The following is a 15,436-nucleotide window of genomic DNA, read 5'->3' as shown; positions in this document are numbered from 1 at the left end:
GTGCCAAACTGATGACACTGTGATTTTCTATGATCTATTCGTCATGGGCTTCCGCGGGTTCATGCGACGTCAGTATGAACAAAGGATGGGGATTTGTTTGGCTAACCGATTGTTAACAGGAGAGATATGGCAAACAAATGATTGAGTGGGTGGGGGTGAAGTTGAGCGAATCGGGGTGATATGTGGTGGTGATCATGGTTGTGTTTCAGGGTGCCAAAAGTACGAAGGGACGCTGCGGGCGGTACTTAAAGGATTGAATGCTTGCAATCATGATTGTGTCGAAACTTCCGGGGGGAAGGAACGCTATGCAGGTAAAGATAGGACCGCATGAATACCGGGTGATATTGGTGAAAGGGACGGTGCGCAATGGCATGGGAGAGGCGTTTTGTGGGCTGACACATTTCGATCAGCAATACATCTTGATCAGTGGAGATATGGAGCCGAGCAAGCGATTATCGACGTTGTGGCACGAATTGGTGCATGCGTTTTTGTATGAATTGAATATCACAGATACGCCGGTGGATGACGAGGAATCAATGTGTAATCTGATTGGACTTGCGATGTCGCATTTAGATGCGGTGACGATCGCGAAATTGCATGTGTATATGACAGAAGGTGTGGAGTGTGACGGAGTGATGATGTCGCCACGACTGAAATATCCGGTAGCGGTGTTAGATACCACAGGGACATAATGACTGTGGTTGTAGAACTAGTGATTGGGTAGAGGCCTACCAGAGGGCGAAAGTAATCTGCTGAGGTGGCTAGAGAGGAATAGAGCTCGGGCGGTTGTTTGCGGTGTGAGGGGGAGCTTCGATTTATTTTTTACATCTATTTGCGAGGTGTGCCGCGCGAACCGCCAGCTTTTTTGGCGGCCATGCGGGGTTTTGATGTGCCTTGTTCTTCACCGTTCTTGTCCAGCCATTTGGCGAGATCAAGATTCATCTGCTCACGCTGATCGGCGGAGGATCGGGTATAGGCAAGAAGCGCTGCTGATGCGGCGGTGCCCATGGTCATGCCGCGTTTTTTGCAGAAAGCCTGGAATTCATCTGCGAGGGCGCGGTCGATGTCAAAATTCTTTTGAGCCATAACTGTATTTTGTGCAGGACGTTGCAGCAAGTCAAAGATATATAAATATAGAAATATATATATTAACCTTGTGAAAATGATGTGAGGGTTGGTAATCTGTGTTGGTGCTGGGTATGGCATGTCGAAAACAGTGTTCGGATGAGAGAAAGAGGAGGAGCTGGGGGCGGGGATTTATCTTGTTCTTAGATCAATGTTTGTGTGATTGATACTTATTTTACAGTGTTTTATGTGTTTAAGATGTTTGGGGGTTTTCAGTCAAAGGAGATGAGTGATGCAGATTCACTGGGGGCCACGATTATGCAGAGGAAATTTTTTGTGGGTGACGCGTGATACGCAGAATGATTGTCTGAGCGGGTTTGTGCAAAACAATATTGATTTATGGCGGGGAGATGTCATGGATGAATCCGGCGGGCTTCCGGGAGAATGCCGAGGGCTTGAGGGCGAGGGGGTGCGTGTATTGGATATCCATGGCTGGCGGCTTCCGGGACAGATTGAGATTTGGCTTGATCAGGGGGGACGGATGCGGTGTGCGGTGGGGGATGAGTTGCCTGAGCTTGAGGATGTGGCAGTTTTACCAGCGGAAGTGGTAGATTTTGTACAGGCGGCAGGAGAGCGGGAACTGCTGGGGTTATTGCTTGAGCTTGTGGGGAAGTGGGATCTGATGCACGGCGGACAGAATCAATAAAGATGGTGTGCGGTGTATGGGGTTGAGATCATTTTTTTTAAAATAGGGGGTTCTGAGATCGTGGCTTGAGGGATTTTTGATTACAATCGCACGCTGTGAACCTGAAAAGGTAGCCGGCATGATGCTGGTATGGATATTGATCGGAGATCAGACTTTGAAAGGGACTGCCATGAAGAGCGTCTGGACACGCGTGCTGATGAGTGTTGTTCTGGGTGGCGTAGCCATCGGTGGATTGAGCGGTTGTAGCTATGACCGTTTAAAGAAAGAGCGCGATGCGCTTTGGATTGAGAATCAGGAATTGCGTTCTGAGAATGAGCGTTTGGATTTGGCGGTTGATTCACTGAATCAGCAGCTGGCGACCAAGCCAGCAGTGACCAAAGAAACGGTGTACGTTGAGCGTGAAGCTTCAGCGAACACTGCATTCAGCGGGATTGCTGGTGTAGACGTGCAGCAAAGCGGCGGGAACATTACGGTGCGTGTGCCGGGTGATGTATTGTTTGGCCCTGGTAGTGTGGCTTTGAAAGATACATCAAAGAAAACACTTTCTGAAGTCGCTGCGGCGATCCGTAGCAATTACGGTGCAAACATGATCCGCATTGCAGGACATACGGATCGTGACCCAATCCGCAAGAGCAAGTTTAAAGACAATCTTGAATTGTCATCTGAGCGTGCGATGGCTGTGCAGCGCTATTTGAAGACGCAGGGTATTTCGGATGCGAAGATGTATTCGGCAGGCTACGGCCAAAATCAGCCACGCTCGACCAAGTCGCAAAGTCGCCGTGTTGAGATCGTGGTCGAATTGCAATAGTCGGACGTGTTCGTGTATGAGTTGTACGGAACACGACATTCGGCAGCACAAGTGAATAAGCATAGAATGTCAGACCCAGGGCGATGTGCTCTGGGTCTGGCTGTTTGAATTGGGGGGGATCAATGTTGAAAGAGATTTGGTGTGATTGGTATTATTGATTACAAGATGGGCAACTTGCGGTCGGTGCAGAAAGCGTTTGAGTTTGTCGGCGCGGATGCGGTGATTCTGCAGAACGTGAAGGATGCAGATAAATGCGACAAATTAGTTTTGCCAGGGGTTGGCGCGTTCGGTGATGCGATGAAGCACTTGGATGAGATGGGGTGGACCGAGGTCGTGAAGGAGCATGCTACAAAGGGGAAGGTTTTATTGGGGATTTGTCTGGGATTGCAGTTGTTTTTTGATGGGAGCGACGAAGGAGCGGCTGATGGTGAGATGATTGAAGGGCTGGGCTTGTTAGAGGGAAAAGTGGTACGGTTTGATGAGTCGCGCGGAATGGAGGCTGGCGGGGAGCGGTTGAAGGTTCCGCAGATGGGGTGGAATGCGATTTCGTGGGAACGGGAAGATCCTTTATTTGCAGGGTTGTCGCAGGGATCGCACGTGTATTTTGTGCATAGCTATTTTGCTCAGCCGAATGAAGACGCTAGTGAAGTAATTACAAGTGCGCGTGCGGATTATGGCGGGCCGTTTACGGCGAGCGTTTGGAAAGACAATATTTGGGCGATGCAGTTTCACCCAGAGAAGTCGCAGCGTGTGGGGTTACAGATTTTGAAGAATTTTGTGTCGATCTGATGATGGACACGCATGCGGTATGTGGGTCAAGCAGGTTGGACTAAACTGGCACGAAAAAAATAATACGATCCTGACACGTGTTTAACCTCAAGCGCGGTGATGATGCGTATGCTTACGGATATGAGTGAAACAATGGCGATTGAAGCGTTACATGGTGATCGGGCTCTGCATGTTTTGAGAGATGTCTCAGCGTATAAGCCGAGCACGTGGAATATTGCAGATGAAGTGGAGACCGAGAAACGTGCATATTGGATCGGGTTATTCCGAGAGCACTTCCCGAGTTTGATTGCACAATCGATGCGCGAAGCAGAGCATGCGGGTCGTGATTTGGCTGAGCACCGTGCGGCATGTGATGCGGCTGAAGCGAAGTTTGAGGTTTATTTACAAGAGCTTGAGGCAGGTGTAGTGGAGAAGGATCATTATGGCGTGTTGGATATTTGTTTTGTTCGTGAACGTGTGCTTCGGGAGTGCGGCCTGCCGGACCCGTATCGATTAGCGAAGCATGAGCAGAATGAACATGCGCTGGAAGTGCTGCCGGAGGTTTTGAAGGAGCATGATTCGCTGGATGAGGTGGCATTATGTCAGGCAGTGATTGAGGGTGTGTTTGCGGGAAATATTTTCGACATGGGTGCGGTGAAAACGAGCGGAATGTTTGCAGATGGCGGGAAGGTTTGTTTCCATGATACGCGTGGAAAGTTGAAGCCTCGGCCGTGGCTGTATGACGATTTTGATGCGTGGCAAAAGCGGATGACCGAAGGGGAGGGTTACCAGGCGGCGTTGGTGTTTGTCGATAACGCAGGGCCGGATGTTGTGCTGGGGATGATCCCATTTTGCAGGTATTTGTTGATGCATGATGTGAAGGTGATCATGGCGGCGAATAGCGGGGCGGCGTTGAATGACGTGACGGTTGAAGAACTAGATGAATTGGTTGATGCAATATGCGATGTGGATGAAGTGATTTGTGAGGCAGTCGAAGAAGGGCGGCTGCAGGTGGTGGGTAGTGGGAATGTCGCACCACTGATTGATCTGACAAAGGTCTCGGGAGAACTGGTGGAGATTGCTGAGCAAGAGGGAGTGGATTTGGTGGTGCTTGAGGGGATGGGCAGGGCAGTAGAGAGTAATTTCGAGGCGAGGTTTGATTGCGATAGTTTGAAGATCGCGATGCTGAAGGATAAAGGATCGGCAGATGGCGTGGGTGGAGAGGTTTATGATCTGGTGATGCGGTATCGGTCCGCGGGAGAATGAGCAGGTAGATCCCACGTGTAGAACACGTGGGCTTGGTTAGGTGGGAAGATTCGATTCAGGCATGCAATAGGTGTGGCGCGCATGCGTTTGGCTGTTGTGATGCCAAAACAAACATATCAAACGGAACGAACTGGGCGGGGGTTCACACTCATCGAGCTTTTGGTGGTTATTTCGATCATTGCGATTTTGATCGGGATCTTATTGCCGGTATTGACAAAGGCAAAAATGTCCGCAAACAAAGTGGGGTGCATGTCGAATTTGCGGCAGGTGGGGATGGTGATTGATATGTACGGTACGGATTGGAATGAGATGTACCCTGTGGCGAAGTATATGCCAGACCCATTTTTGTCGTCGTCGTCTGAGCTGGCATTGAATGAGGCATTACATGTGTACTTGCCAATGGGGAATAGTGAGTCGAATCGGGTGTATGCGTGTGGCGGTGATGAGCAAGTGTTTGAAGTAAGTGGGATGAGCTACAACTATCAGGTTCGGATTGGCGGGCAGACGATCGAAGAATATCTGGATGCGAAGGGGCATGGCGGAAAGTTTCGCCGAAGGATAGGGATTTTGGAGCCGTCGACGACATGGGTAAGTCGAGACTATGACGGAGGCGCGTTTGATTTGATAAGTGGGATAGAGCTTGAGGTGGGGTTCTTTCATGACAAGCGAAATTTCTTGTTTGCAGACACGCACGTCGGTGATTTTGAGTAATCAGACGGGTTCATTTCACGGCTAACACACGAATTGATAGGACAGCATGATGGGTGAAGATCATTTTGAAGTTGAAGAGGTAAAGAAGAACCCGAAGAAGATTGTGATGGTGATCTTACTAGTGATTGTAGGAGCGGGTGTGATTGGGTATGGCGGGTATTGGGCATGGCAGATGACGCCACCGGGGATGCCAAGCGATTTGAATGAAGCGAGCGCGATGATGGCAAGTAGCCGTTTTTCGCGGTTGTCGGATGATCGTAAGGAGCAATATTTCAATCGTGTGCGTGAGATGATGGACGGGATGGATGCGGAGCAACGTCGTGGCTTTTGGGAGAGGAACCGGCAAGACAAGCAGTTCCGTGACAACATGCGCGATGGGATGCGAATGATGATGGTGAACCGGGCTAAAGATTTTGCAGCAGCTGATGAGATGAAGCGGACAATGATGCTTGACGAAGCGATCAATCAGATGCAAGCGATGCGGCAGCAGTGGGCTGGTCGCGGAGGAGGGGGTAATCGGCCAGATCCTGAGACCATGACCGAGGAACAGAAGGCGGAGATGGAGAAGCGTCGTGCTGAGAAGATGGAACGGGCGCAGGGTATGATGCAAGAACGGGCGGAAACGGGAAATCCACAAGAATCCGCTCTGATGGGCGAGTTTCGTACTGCGATGAAGGCGCGAATGGAAGAACGGGGGATTGAGATGGGGTGGGGCCGAGGTGATGGTGGCAAAAAGGGAAAATAATTGACATTAGCATGCAATGACGTGGTGGGTACTGCGTTCGACTTGTAATGAATAGCTCTTAATGTGACATCGAAGGTGATGCGATGTTGTGCAAACCCGCTGCTGCAAAGTGGCGGGCTTTTATATTAGTTCTTACCGGCTTGGGCGTGTGCGATGGCAAAGAAGATGACGGTGAGAGCGGCGAAGAAGATAGACGCTGCGTGGTAAAGGTTGAAGGGTTCGTGGAAGATGAGGACGGCAAGAACGAAGGCGACCAGGACAATGGAAAGGACGGCATAGACAGGGTAAATCTGCGGGCCGAACTTGGTGTACATGATGTTGAAGCCGATGTAGACGATGAAGAGGCCGAAGCCTGAGAGGAGGATCCAGTTTGCGTTTTGTTTGATGAGGGGGAGTGTTTCGGGTCTGGTGAAGAAGGGGTAGGCGAGGCCGGTGCAAGCGGTGGCGACAAGGAGTGTGAAGAAATTTGTGGCGATGGGGTTGTTGACGGAAGCGGCTTGCTTTTGGCCAGCGACATAAAGCGTGTTGCCAACCGCGGCGAGGAGGGAGACAAGAAAAATGGGAAGGAAGTTCATGAGATAACCTTTCAGGCGAAAAGGGGAATCATCTGATGAGATATTGTGATCAATGTGCGTGGTGTGTGGTATGGGGAATTAACTGGTTTCGGTTTCGATTAATTTCATGAGTTGGTCACGGATTTGGCTAGTGATGGATCCGACGGCAGCGTCGCCGATGTCTTTTTGTTCGACTGAGGTGACCGGGAGAACAAGCCAAGAAGCGTTAGTGAGGAAAACTTCGTCAGCTTCGAGGAGGTCTTCGACGGTGAGCATTTTGATATTGACGGGAATGTTTTCTTCAGCGGCGATTTCTAGGACAGTTTTGCGGGTGATGCCAGGGAGGACCGGGGCGGGGAGTGCGTCCGGAAGTTCTTCGCCGTGGGCAAAGGGGGTGAAGAGTGCGCCATCTTTGACGAGAAAAAGGTTGGAGACAGAGCCGGAGGCAAGGTGATTGGTGATGTTGAGGATGATGGCTTCGCCTGCGCCGGCTGCTGCGGCGGTACGGAGCATGGTAAGGCGTGACCAGTAAGCGAGGTTTTTGTGGCCAGCGAGAGGATCGAAGGGATTGCCGAGCGGTGCACCGATGATGACGCGGATGCCTTTGTTGAAGTAGGCTGGGTCGTATTGGACGGGGGCAGTGGGGGTGATGATGACAGTGGGTTCAGGGTTCTGATCGGCTTCAGGGCGAAGGAGTGAGAGGGAGCCGGGCGTGAAGGTAAGTCGGATGCGGGCGCGGGAGATGTTATTGTGGGTAATGGTTTGATGGACGGCTTCAGCGAGAGGTGCAGTGTCTAGGTCTGGATGGATGCCAAGTTGTGCGGCAGAAGCTTTGAGGCGGGCGAGGTGATCATCAAGGCGGAAAACTTTGCCTTGGTAAGCAGAGAAGGTTTCGAACAGGCCGATGGCATGTTGAAAGGACGCGTCTTGTGCGGGGATGTTTACTTCTTGTGGCGGGAGGAATGAGCCGTTGTGGTAGACGTCGTAGGTGTCCATGATGATGTCCTTATGGGGGCAGTGAGGGGGGATATTGTAGGGATTTTTGTGACAGCCGGTTAGTTGTCCCCAAAGCAGAGTTCCCGCCGCCGGCAGTAGCGAGCTTGTGATGAATGTGGGCAAGACCGGGATTTGACCAGAAGTGGTGTGGTGGGGTAGACTTACCCATCCTGCGGAGAGCGGCGTACGTAGACGCCCTGAGAATATCCGGCAGTAAATACAGCATTGCTAAAGAGTTAAGGTAAGATAGATGAAAAAGGACATTCACCCTGAATACCGTGCGGTTGTGTTTCAGGACGTCTCGGCGGGCGTTTCCTTCTTGACCAAATCGACCGTCAAGACCAAAGACACCACCAAATGGGAAGATGGCAAAGAGTATCCAATGCTTAAAGTCGATATCTCCAGTGCATCGCACCCGTTCTACACCGGCAAGCAGAAGTTTGTCGATGCGGCTGGCCGTGTTGAGAAGTTCAATAAGAAATTCCAAGGCAACTACTTCGGCAAGAAGTAGCTACAAAGCAAGCAAGAACCGCAGTGAGCCTTTATCTCCTGCGGTTTTCTTATGCGCTTCTAGAATCTTCCCGTATGAAAATTGCATCCTGGGAACATTGATAGTGAGCGAGGGAGGGATGGTTTAGCGTGGGGAGTGAAAGGTTGATGAAGTAATGTCGGATCAACATGCCAATCTGATTGAGAAGTTGCGAGAGCTTGGGGGGCAGTTTGACGAGCTCGGCGAGCAACTGAGTGATCCTGCGGTGATGAGTGATCACAAGAAGGTGATGCAGATCAGTGTAAAGCGGCGGGCGTTGGAAGATGTTGTGCTGAAGTTCCGTGAGTGGGAAAGTGCTACGGCTCAGATTGTGGAGTATGAGGAAGTTGTTGCGGCAGGGGAGGATACGGAACTGGTTGAGATGGCGGAGATGGAGTTGGCGGAATTGCGGGGGAAAGTGGATGGGATGCTTGATGAGGTGGCGAATGAATTGGTGACGGCTGATGACAAGGCGATTGGGTCGGTGATCATGGAAATCCGTGCGGGGGCAGGTGGTGATGAGGCAGGGCTTTGGGCGGGGGATTTGTGGGAGATGTATCAGAAGTGGGCGGGCAGTAATGGATGGAAAATCGATCTAATGTCGTTTTCAGGTGGTGATGTTGGTGGGATTCGCATGATGGTGGCGAATGTATCGGGTGAGGGGGTTTGGCAAGGATTAGGTTATGAGGGAGGAGTGCATTGTGTGAAACGAGTGCCAGCGACGGAGACGCAAGGCCGGGTGCATACAAGTACAGCCACGGTGGCGGTCTTGCCGGAGCCTGAGGAGTTGGAGATTGAGATCCCGGAAAGTGAGGTGGATATTCACGTGACGACGGCGCAGGGGCCGGGCGGTCAGAATGTGAACAAGGTGGCAACGGCGGTGCATATGATTCACAAGCCGACCGGTGTGGAAGTGCGGATGCAGGAGAGTAAATCACAGGCACAGAACAGGCAGAAGGCTTGGCAGCTACTGCGGGCGCGGGTGCATGATATTTATCAGAAAGAAAAAGATGCAGAACGTGCTGAAGAACGTGCGAGCATGATCGGGACCGGAGGGCGAAGCGAGCGGGTGCGAACTTATCGATACAAAGACAACATGGTGGTGGATCACCGACTAACGGGTGTGTCGTTTAACTTGCAGAGTATTCTGGCTGGCGATCTGAAGGACATGGTGGAACGGTTGATTGCTGAGGATCGTGCTAAACGGCTTGCGGCTCTTTGATTGGGTGCGATTGAAGGGCAATTTCGAGGGAAAGAATCAATTTTTAAGTGGCGGTAGACCGATAACTCTTAAGTGAAAGAGGCTTTTTCTGTTGCACTCGTAAAGGGTTTGGTGGGGCTGTTGTGTCTGCTGGTTTTGGCAGACTTTTGCTATGCGCGCGGACACGTATCAGGGGGTAGATCCCGCCGGTTGATACACTTTTTTGATTTTGAAGAGCGTGGGCGTGGGAACTTCGAGGACATGCCGCAGTATTGGTTTGAGATTGGGCGGCGTGCCCAGATTGCAGATCAGTATTTTCACAATCAGCCATCGCATCAGCAGTTGATGAGCAGGGTTGGCTATCCCGGGTTTAATCCGATCGGTTTTGATCAGCAGCAGTATGTTTCGGGGGACCATAGTCTTGGGGTGCGGATCAAAGACGGGAGTGCAGGGGCTTTTTTACAGGTTGGTGCAATACCAGCTGTTCCTAATTCTGATTATCTGATCACGGTGAATGTGCGGACCGATGCGATTGAGCGGGCGCATGCTCAGGTGACCACGTACTTCATTGACGCACGCGGAGAACAGATAGCTGGCTCAATACAGCATAGTGAGGTGCTTCGGACCAAGGGCGAATGGACGCTGGTAAAACTGAAACTGGTGGGGGATCACAAAGGTGCGGCTTGGATCGGAATGGAACTGACGCTGAAGCAGCCGACGCAGACCGACGGGCATCCGTTGGGTAAGCATCAGATTGTGCTTGAGGATATTGCGGGACAGGCGTGGTTTGATGATATTGGTGTGTGGCAGATGCCGCACATTCAGGTGGCAACGCAGAGCGCGGTGAACATGATCCGTGAGCCTAATACGCCACGGCTAGAGATGCAGATTCGAGATTTAACGGGACATAGGCTTATTGCGGATGTGCGGGTGATGGATCATCGTCTGAAGCTAGTCGATCATCAGCAGCGTGTGGTGGGGAGTGGGATGCCAAAGTCTTGGGTGTGGCAGCCGAAGTTGGATCGGTTGGGTTGGTATCTGGTGGAGATGAATATTTTTGAGCAGCGATCTTATGTGCCGGGTGAGGAGAATATGCCGGTGGCGCGGACGCTTGGCGCGTTTAGTTGGTTGCCGAAAGAGCCGGCAACGATTGAAACGGATATGGGACGTTTTGCGTTGATTGCGGATCATGTAACTGAGAAGCAAATGAAGCTTTTGCCTGAGTTGATGCAACAGGCGGATTTACAATTGATGTCGCTTAGCATGTGGGATGAAGGGTTGACGCTTGAGAACTTAGCAGGGCGGTACACACTGATTGAGCAGATGTTGAGTGATTTTGCGGCCCAGAACGGAAAGCTGATTCTCTCACTTGATCCATTACCGAAGGTGTTGTCGCAGTCAGAGGAGATTGAAGCGAAGTTGCCGTTGGAATTGTTGCAGAAGCCCGAGGCAATTTGGCGACCATATTTGGCACCAATGATGATGCGGCTTGGGCAGCGTATCAGTGGTTGGCAGGTGGGTGGCTCAGATTCTCCGGATGCGTTTTATTATCGTGATTTGCCGAGTGTACTAAAAGACGTGGAGCGGAAACTACGATCGCTAGCACCGCAGCCGAATATGGTGGTGCCGTGGCGGATTGATATGAAACGTCCGGCAGAGATGGATGTGAAAGGGGATGTGACGTATTTGATTCAGGTGGCGGATTGGGTTGGTCCGGCGGAGATGACGTCTTATCTCCAGGACTGGAATCAGGATGAAACCCAATACTGGCTGTACTATCCGCTCTTGGATGCAAAGCAGTTTCGTCATGAGCAGCGTGTGGCAGATCTGGCAAAACGGATGTTGTATGGGTGGTCGGAACGTGCGGGTGTGTTAGCGATTCGTCGGCCGTGGACGCGTGCGGCGGAACGTCGTGAAGCGGTATTGCCCGATCCTTCATTGGGTGTATTCAGCCATTTGGCGCATCGTTTGGTGAACCGAAAAGTTGTTGGACAATTGCCACTGCAGCCGGGCCTGAAGTGTTTGATATTTGATGGGCCTGCGGGTGGGATGCTTGCGGTTTGGAACGAGTCTGCAGCAGAAGAATACGAAACACTCAACCTTTATTTGGGCGAAAAGCCGGTGGCGATTGATGTTTGGGGGAACCGTGAGATAGTTGAAGTGCGGGGCGGGAAGCATCGTTTGAGGGTGACACGGACGCCGATTTTGATTGAGGGGATTGATACAGAGTTGGCGCTTTTTCGAGCGAGTTTCAAGATCGATCCACCATTCATTGAATCAAAGCAAACACTGCATCCACGTACGATTACTTTGAAGAATCCGTGGAACAGAACAATTTCGGGTTACATGCAGATCCGTGGTCCTGCGGGTTGGCAGGCGACACCGGTGCGTCACTTCTTTTCGATTGCTGCAAAACAAAGTGCGACCTTGCCTGTACAGCTACGGTTCCCGTTGTCTGAGATTGCTGGTGAGAAGCTGCTTGAAGCGAACTTTAAATTTACGGCTGATGAAGATTATGTGGTAGACATGACGGCACCGATGGAGCTTGGGCTAGAAGGGATTGAGTATTCAGCCACACTATCACTTCGTCCGGGTAAAACTCCGGGAACGACTGATGCGGTGCTGGTGTGCTTGCTTACGAACACGGGAGTGGAGCCGATTACGATGTATGCGTTTGCGAATGTATACCAAAGACGGCGGCAAGAGTTACCTGTGCCGAAGATGGAGCCGGGAGAAACGCTTATGCGGCGATTCTATTTTGAAGATGTGGGAGAGCTGATTAAAAAGTATCCGGTGCGTGCGGGAGTGCGTGAGGTCGATGGGCCGGCGGTTTTGAATCAAATGATCAGGTATCAGTCGCAGTAGATAAATAAAAACCGTCTAATGGATGATTAGACGGTGAGTATATTTGTTTTGGTGTTGGGTGATCTGGATCTTAATCTTGCTTGGTGAGCCTGAAATATTCTTCAAGGTCTTTGTCGCCGCGGCCAGAGAGATTGACGACAATGATCTGATCGGAGGGCATATCCTTGGCGATCTTGATGGCATGAGCAAGAGCGTGAGAAGATTCGAGTGCAGGGATAATACCTTCTGTTTTGCAGAGGCTGTCGAGCGCAACCAGCGCATCGCTATCGCTGCAAGAGGTGTAGTCGGCGCGCCCTACATCGAACCAGTGTGAGTGTTCCGGGCCGACGCCGGGGTAGTCGAGTCCTGCGGAGATGGAATGCACGGGCGAGGTTTGGCCATCGCTATCCTGAAGGACAAAGCTTTTTGATCCGTGCAAGACGCCGGGCGAACCAAATGTGAGTGGGGCAGCATGATCGCCAAGTTTTTCGGAGCGTCCGCCTGCTTCAACACCGGTGAGTTTGACGGAGGTGTCATCGATGAAGGGATAGAAGATGCCGGCAGCGTTTGAGCCGCCGCCAACACAAGCGATGATATGGTCGGGGAGCCTGCCGATGGTGTCGAGACATTGGGCACGACACTCGATGCCGATGACCGATTGGAAGTCGCGGACCATCATGGGGAAAGGGTGCGGCCCGACGACGGAGCCAATGATGTAGTGGGTGGATTCGGAAGAGCCCATCCAATCACGCATGGCGGCGTTAGTTGCGTCCTTGAGCGTGCATGAGCCAGAGTTGACGGGGACAACAGTTGCGCCGAGGAGTTGCATGCGCCGGACATTGGGTTGTTGACGACGCATGTCTTCGGTCCCCATGAAGACATCGCAGGTGAGGCCGAACTTAGCAGCGGCCGTTGCAGAGGCCACGCCGTGCTGCCCGGCACCGGTTTCAGCAATGATGCGCTTTTTGCCCATGCGGCGTGTAAGCATGGCTTGGCCGATGGCGTTGTTGATCTTGTGTGCACCGGTGTGGGCGGTGTCTTCACGTTTGAGATAGATCTTTGCACCACCGACATGATCTGTCAGGCGTTTTGCAAAATAGAGAGGAGTTGGCCTGGCGACGTAATCGGTAAGGTGCTGTTGGAATTCCTGCATGAATGAGGTGTCGGCGCGAGCTGTAGCATAGGCTTCGGTGAGTTGTGCGAGGGTGGCGTGGAGGGTTTCGGGGACGAAGCTACCACCGAAGCTGCCAAAATGCCCGCTATCACCGGGAAGGTTTGCGAGTGATTCTGCCTGATCTTGTGAGTCATTCATGTGCATACTTTATGCGGCAGAGCGGTGCGGCTGCAAGTCGGGTCACAAAGGTCGAGATATTCAGGGCATTGGGCGTGTTAACGTTTTTGCATGTTTTTTTTAGCCACTGCCCAATTGTGTTGGATGCGGTCGTAGACGCTGCTGCTATTGCTCGCGGGATACATCTCTGCGATGCGTTGGTAAGCCGCAGCCGCGGCACGGTATTCTTTGGCTTTGAGATGGTCGTGGGCGGACTGTATTTGCTGGCTGAGTATGCCTGTGAAGTCTTCGCGGGTTTGTTGTTGCAGACGATTCATAAAGGGGTCGCTAAGGCGAGAGTCGGTAGCATACGAAAGGGCTTGCTTAAAAGCGACGTGAGCTTTGTAGAGCGCATCGGGTTCTGTGTCGCGGAGAGCGAGTTGTTCTTGTGCGGTATCAAGTGCGCGTTGGAGGAGTCGTGCGTCAGGAACACGTTTGGCAAGCGGTTCTTGGATTTCTTTCGCGATTAATGCCGGGGAGATAGATTGGATATCGGCGATACTGCTGGATGGACTAGAAGACATACTGCTGAGGAGCATAAAGAGACCGAGGATGATGGCCATATAGATCGCACCGAGGATGGCATAGATTTTAAAACGTCGCTTATTGCCCTGTTTGTCGGGGGTTTCAGCATCATCTTGAATGTTTGATGCAGTTGCGTCTGAGATAATAGGATCGCATGTGATTTCAAACATGCGCTGATCGCCGATGATGATCGTGTTTTGATCGCCAAGTTTGTAGGACTTTTTCGTGACACGTTTTTTGTTAACGATGGTGCCGTTGGCGGAATGGTTGTGCAATGTCCAATGATTATTCTCGATTTTGATTTCGCCGTGCTGACGCGAGACAGTTTCAAGATCAAGACAGATGGTGTTGTCGGGTGTGCGACCAAACGTGAAAGCGGATTGTTGGAGAGTGAACGTACGGCCTGCTTGAGCGCCTGCGAGGACGTGGATCTGGACGGTGGCGGTGGTGGTCGAAGTGGTGGGCATATTAGTAAAGATCTCCCTTGATGAATCGGATGATCATGGGGCCGAAGAGGATGAGAATGACAGCTATGAGGATGAGCATGGAAGGAATGAGGATGCGGAGGCTGGCAGAGGCGGCGAGTTTTTCGGCACGGACACTGCGCTGATCACGAAGCATGTCGGCTTGTGATTGCAGGATATTTGCAAGTGGTGTGCCGAGTTTGTCGGCTTGGTTGATGGCTGAGATCACTGAGCGGAGTGAATCAAGTGGGATACGGGTGGCCATGTTTTGGAGAGCAGTTGTGCGGGTGGCACCAAATTGAATCTCGCTCAGAACATGTTGCAATTCTTGATTGAAATCCTCATCAGGCTGATCCTTAATGAGTGTTTCGATGGCTTCAGTAAAGGTGGAGCCGGCTTGCATCGTGATCGCGATGAGGTCGAGTGAATAGGGTAGTTGTTTGGAGATGCGGTGGGTGCGCTGTGTGGCAGCATCGCTGAGAACCCAGAGCGGGATGTAGAACCCTGCCACAAAGAGTAGCGGAATAAAGAGGATGATCAGCGCGGAGGAGAGAATAAATTGGATGAGCAGTGCTGCAATGCCGAGTAGAGCGCTGGTGAGAAAACAGATCGTGAGGTATTCATCAATGCTGTAGCTGTTGGGATTGCCAGATGCGGCAAGCTGCTGCCAGATACGATGGCGGATAGATTTAATGCCGAAGCGTGCAGCGAACGTAATCAGGAGTGAGCAGAGTGGTGCGAGGACTGGATTGTCGAAGATGGTTTGTCGGTGTAAGCCAACAGCTTGTGCGAAGCTTCGGTGGACAGGGGGATCGGTGTTAACGGGGTAACGGAAGATAGCAAAAATCAGCAGAAAAACGCTGGCAAAAACCAGTATGCTGATGGCGAGTTGTAAACCGATGTCGAACATGAATGGTTCCGGGT

At 51.7% G+C, this 15,436-nt stretch carries 16 protein-coding genes; 10 read left to right on the top strand and 6 right to left on the bottom strand.

What is annotated here, in order from left to right; translation table 11 throughout:
• Positions 1 to 305: 305 nt before the first annotated feature.
• Positions 306 to 692 carry a hypothetical protein gene (locus ACQ6WK_RS08875; protein ID WP_432797023.1) on the top strand — a complete coding sequence of 129 codons (387 nt, stop codon included), beginning with the start codon at positions 306 to 308 and terminating at the stop codon, positions 690 to 692.
• Between the two features lie 136 nt (positions 693 to 828).
• Here the strand turns inward: ACQ6WK_RS08875 and ACQ6WK_RS08870 are convergent, their stop codons facing one another.
• Positions 829 to 1,086, bottom strand: a complete 258-nt coding sequence (locus tag ACQ6WK_RS08870; protein WP_432797022.1) for a hypothetical protein — start codon at positions 1,084 to 1,086, stop codon at positions 829 to 831.
• Between the two features lie 271 nt (positions 1,087 to 1,357).
• On the opposite strand from ACQ6WK_RS08870, the gene ACQ6WK_RS08865 reads away from it, so the two are divergent.
• From ACQ6WK_RS08865 to ACQ6WK_RS08840, 6 genes are all read left to right on the top strand, one after another.
• The gene (locus ACQ6WK_RS08865; protein ID WP_432797021.1) at positions 1,358 to 1,771 is read left to right on the top strand and encodes a hypothetical protein; all 414 of its coding nucleotides are present in this window, start codon (positions 1,358 to 1,360) and stop codon (positions 1,769 to 1,771) included.
• A 169-nt stretch (positions 1,772 to 1,940) separates the two neighbouring features.
• Positions 1,941 to 2,579 carry an OmpA/MotB family protein gene (locus ACQ6WK_RS08860; protein ID WP_432797020.1) on the top strand — a complete coding sequence of 213 codons (639 nt, stop codon included), beginning with the start codon at positions 1,941 to 1,943 and terminating at the stop codon, positions 2,577 to 2,579.
• A gap of 141 nt (positions 2,580 to 2,720) precedes the next feature.
• Positions 2,721 to 3,368 (top strand): imidazole glycerol phosphate synthase subunit HisH, encoded by a 648-nt coding sequence (hisH, locus tag ACQ6WK_RS08855; RefSeq protein WP_432797019.1) that lies wholly within the window; start codon positions 2,721 to 2,723, stop codon positions 3,366 to 3,368.
• Positions 3,369 to 3,488: 120 nt separating this feature from the next.
• Complete coding sequence (locus tag ACQ6WK_RS08850) at positions 3,489 to 4,613, top strand: ARMT1-like domain-containing protein (protein ID WP_432797018.1); 1,125 nt, start codon at positions 3,489 to 3,491, stop codon at positions 4,611 to 4,613.
• A gap of 99 nt (positions 4,614 to 4,712) precedes the next feature.
• Positions 4,713 to 5,324 carry a type II secretion system protein gene (locus tag ACQ6WK_RS08845; protein ID WP_432797017.1) on the top strand — a complete coding sequence of 204 codons (612 nt, stop codon included), beginning with the start codon at positions 4,713 to 4,715 and terminating at the stop codon, positions 5,322 to 5,324.
• 49 nt (positions 5,325 to 5,373) lie between these two features.
• Positions 5,374 to 6,069 carry a hypothetical protein gene (locus ACQ6WK_RS08840; protein ID WP_432797016.1) on the top strand — a complete coding sequence of 232 codons (696 nt, stop codon included), beginning with the start codon at positions 5,374 to 5,376 and terminating at the stop codon, positions 6,067 to 6,069.
• A 125-nt stretch (positions 6,070 to 6,194) separates the two neighbouring features.
• On the opposite strand, the gene ACQ6WK_RS08835 is transcribed toward ACQ6WK_RS08840, so the two are convergent.
• Together ACQ6WK_RS08835 and ACQ6WK_RS08830 are read right to left on the bottom strand one after the other, a co-directional pair.
• The gene (locus tag ACQ6WK_RS08835; protein ID WP_432797015.1) at positions 6,195 to 6,644 is read right to left on the bottom strand and encodes an EamA family transporter; all 450 of its coding nucleotides are present in this window, start codon (positions 6,642 to 6,644) and stop codon (positions 6,195 to 6,197) included.
• Positions 6,645 to 6,722: 78 nt separating this feature from the next.
• Positions 6,723 to 7,619, bottom strand: coding sequence for an aminotransferase class IV (locus ACQ6WK_RS08830; RefSeq protein WP_432797014.1), 897 nt, complete (start codon positions 7,617 to 7,619; stop codon positions 6,723 to 6,725).
• A gap of 250 nt (positions 7,620 to 7,869) precedes the next feature.
• Here ACQ6WK_RS08830 and ACQ6WK_RS08825 point away from each other — a divergent pair, with 250 nt between their 5' ends.
• The 3 genes from ACQ6WK_RS08825 to ACQ6WK_RS08815 all read left to right on the top strand — a co-directional run bounded on the left by ACQ6WK_RS08825 (position 7,870) and on the right by ACQ6WK_RS08815 (position 12,214).
• Complete coding sequence (locus ACQ6WK_RS08825; RefSeq protein ID WP_432797013.1) at positions 7,870 to 8,130, top strand: type B 50S ribosomal protein L31; 261 nt, start codon at positions 7,870 to 7,872, stop codon at positions 8,128 to 8,130.
• Between the two features lie 154 nt (positions 8,131 to 8,284).
• Entirely contained in the window at positions 8,285 to 9,370 is a 1,086-nt protein-coding gene (locus tag ACQ6WK_RS08820; RefSeq protein ID WP_432797012.1) for a peptide chain release factor 1, read from the top strand.
• A gap of 240 nt (positions 9,371 to 9,610) precedes the next feature.
• Positions 9,611 to 12,214, top strand: coding sequence for a hypothetical protein (locus ACQ6WK_RS08815; protein WP_432797011.1), 2,604 nt, complete (start codon positions 9,611 to 9,613; stop codon positions 12,212 to 12,214).
• A 70-nt stretch (positions 12,215 to 12,284) separates the two neighbouring features.
• Here ACQ6WK_RS08815 and trpB read toward each other — a convergent pair whose 3' ends face one another.
• The 3 genes from trpB to ACQ6WK_RS08800 form a co-directional block, all read right to left on the bottom strand.
• Positions 12,285 to 13,505, bottom strand: a complete 1,221-nt coding sequence (gene trpB / locus ACQ6WK_RS08810) for a tryptophan synthase subunit beta (RefSeq protein ID WP_432797010.1) — start codon at positions 13,503 to 13,505, stop codon at positions 12,285 to 12,287.
• Positions 13,506 to 13,582: 77 nt separating this feature from the next.
• Positions 13,583 to 14,515, bottom strand: coding sequence for an FHA domain-containing protein (locus ACQ6WK_RS08805; protein WP_432797009.1), 933 nt, complete (start codon positions 14,513 to 14,515; stop codon positions 13,583 to 13,585).
• 1 nt (position 14,516) lies between these two features.
• Entirely contained in the window at positions 14,517 to 15,422 is a 906-nt protein-coding gene (locus tag ACQ6WK_RS08800; protein ID WP_432797008.1) for a type II secretion system F family protein, read from the bottom strand.
• Between the last annotated feature and the right edge of the window lie 14 nt (positions 15,423 to 15,436).

The sequence above is a fragment of the Poriferisphaera sp. WC338 genome (assembly GCF_050931845.1).
Classification (GTDB): Bacteria; Planctomycetota; Phycisphaerae; order Phycisphaerales; family Phycisphaeraceae; genus Poriferisphaera.
Note: the sequence above shows the minus strand (reverse complement) of the source record. Positions and strands in the feature narration are given on the sequence as shown.

Coding starts and splice junctions, on each gene's coding strand:
- ACQ6WK_RS08830 (WP_432797014.1), bottom strand. CDS start 7,619: ATGGACACCTACGACGTCTACCACAACGGCTCATTCCTCCCGCCACAA.
- ACQ6WK_RS08805 (WP_432797009.1), bottom strand. CDS start 14,515: ATGCCCACCACTTCGACCACCACCGCCACCGTCCAGATCCACGTCCTC.
- ACQ6WK_RS08865 (WP_432797021.1), top strand. CDS start 1,358: ATGCAGATTCACTGGGGGCCACGATTATGCAGAGGAAATTTTTTGTGG.
- ACQ6WK_RS08850 (WP_432797018.1), top strand. CDS start 3,489: ATGAGTGAAACAATGGCGATTGAAGCGTTACATGGTGATCGGGCTCTG.
- ACQ6WK_RS08820 (WP_432797012.1), top strand. CDS start 8,285: ATGTCGGATCAACATGCCAATCTGATTGAGAAGTTGCGAGAGCTTGGG.
- ACQ6WK_RS08835 (WP_432797015.1), bottom strand. CDS start 6,644: ATGAACTTCCTTCCCATTTTTCTTGTCTCCCTCCTCGCCGCGGTTGGC.
- ACQ6WK_RS08840 (WP_432797016.1), top strand. CDS start 5,374: ATGGGTGAAGATCATTTTGAAGTTGAAGAGGTAAAGAAGAACCCGAAG.
- ACQ6WK_RS08870 (WP_432797022.1), bottom strand. CDS start 1,086: ATGGCTCAAAAGAATTTTGACATCGACCGCGCCCTCGCAGATGAATTC.
- trpB (WP_432797010.1), bottom strand. CDS start 13,505: ATGAATGACTCACAAGATCAGGCAGAATCACTCGCAAACCTTCCCGGT.
- ACQ6WK_RS08800 (WP_432797008.1), bottom strand. CDS start 15,422: ATGTTCGACATCGGTTTACAACTCGCCATCAGCATACTGGTTTTTGCC.
- ACQ6WK_RS08815 (WP_432797011.1), top strand. CDS start 9,611: ATGCCGCAGTATTGGTTTGAGATTGGGCGGCGTGCCCAGATTGCAGAT.
- ACQ6WK_RS08875 (WP_432797023.1), top strand. CDS start 306: ATGCAGGTAAAGATAGGACCGCATGAATACCGGGTGATATTGGTGAAA.
- ACQ6WK_RS08845 (WP_432797017.1), top strand. CDS start 4,713: ATGCCAAAACAAACATATCAAACGGAACGAACTGGGCGGGGGTTCACA.
- ACQ6WK_RS08860 (WP_432797020.1), top strand. CDS start 1,941: ATGAAGAGCGTCTGGACACGCGTGCTGATGAGTGTTGTTCTGGGTGGC.
- ACQ6WK_RS08825 (WP_432797013.1), top strand. CDS start 7,870: ATGAAAAAGGACATTCACCCTGAATACCGTGCGGTTGTGTTTCAGGAC.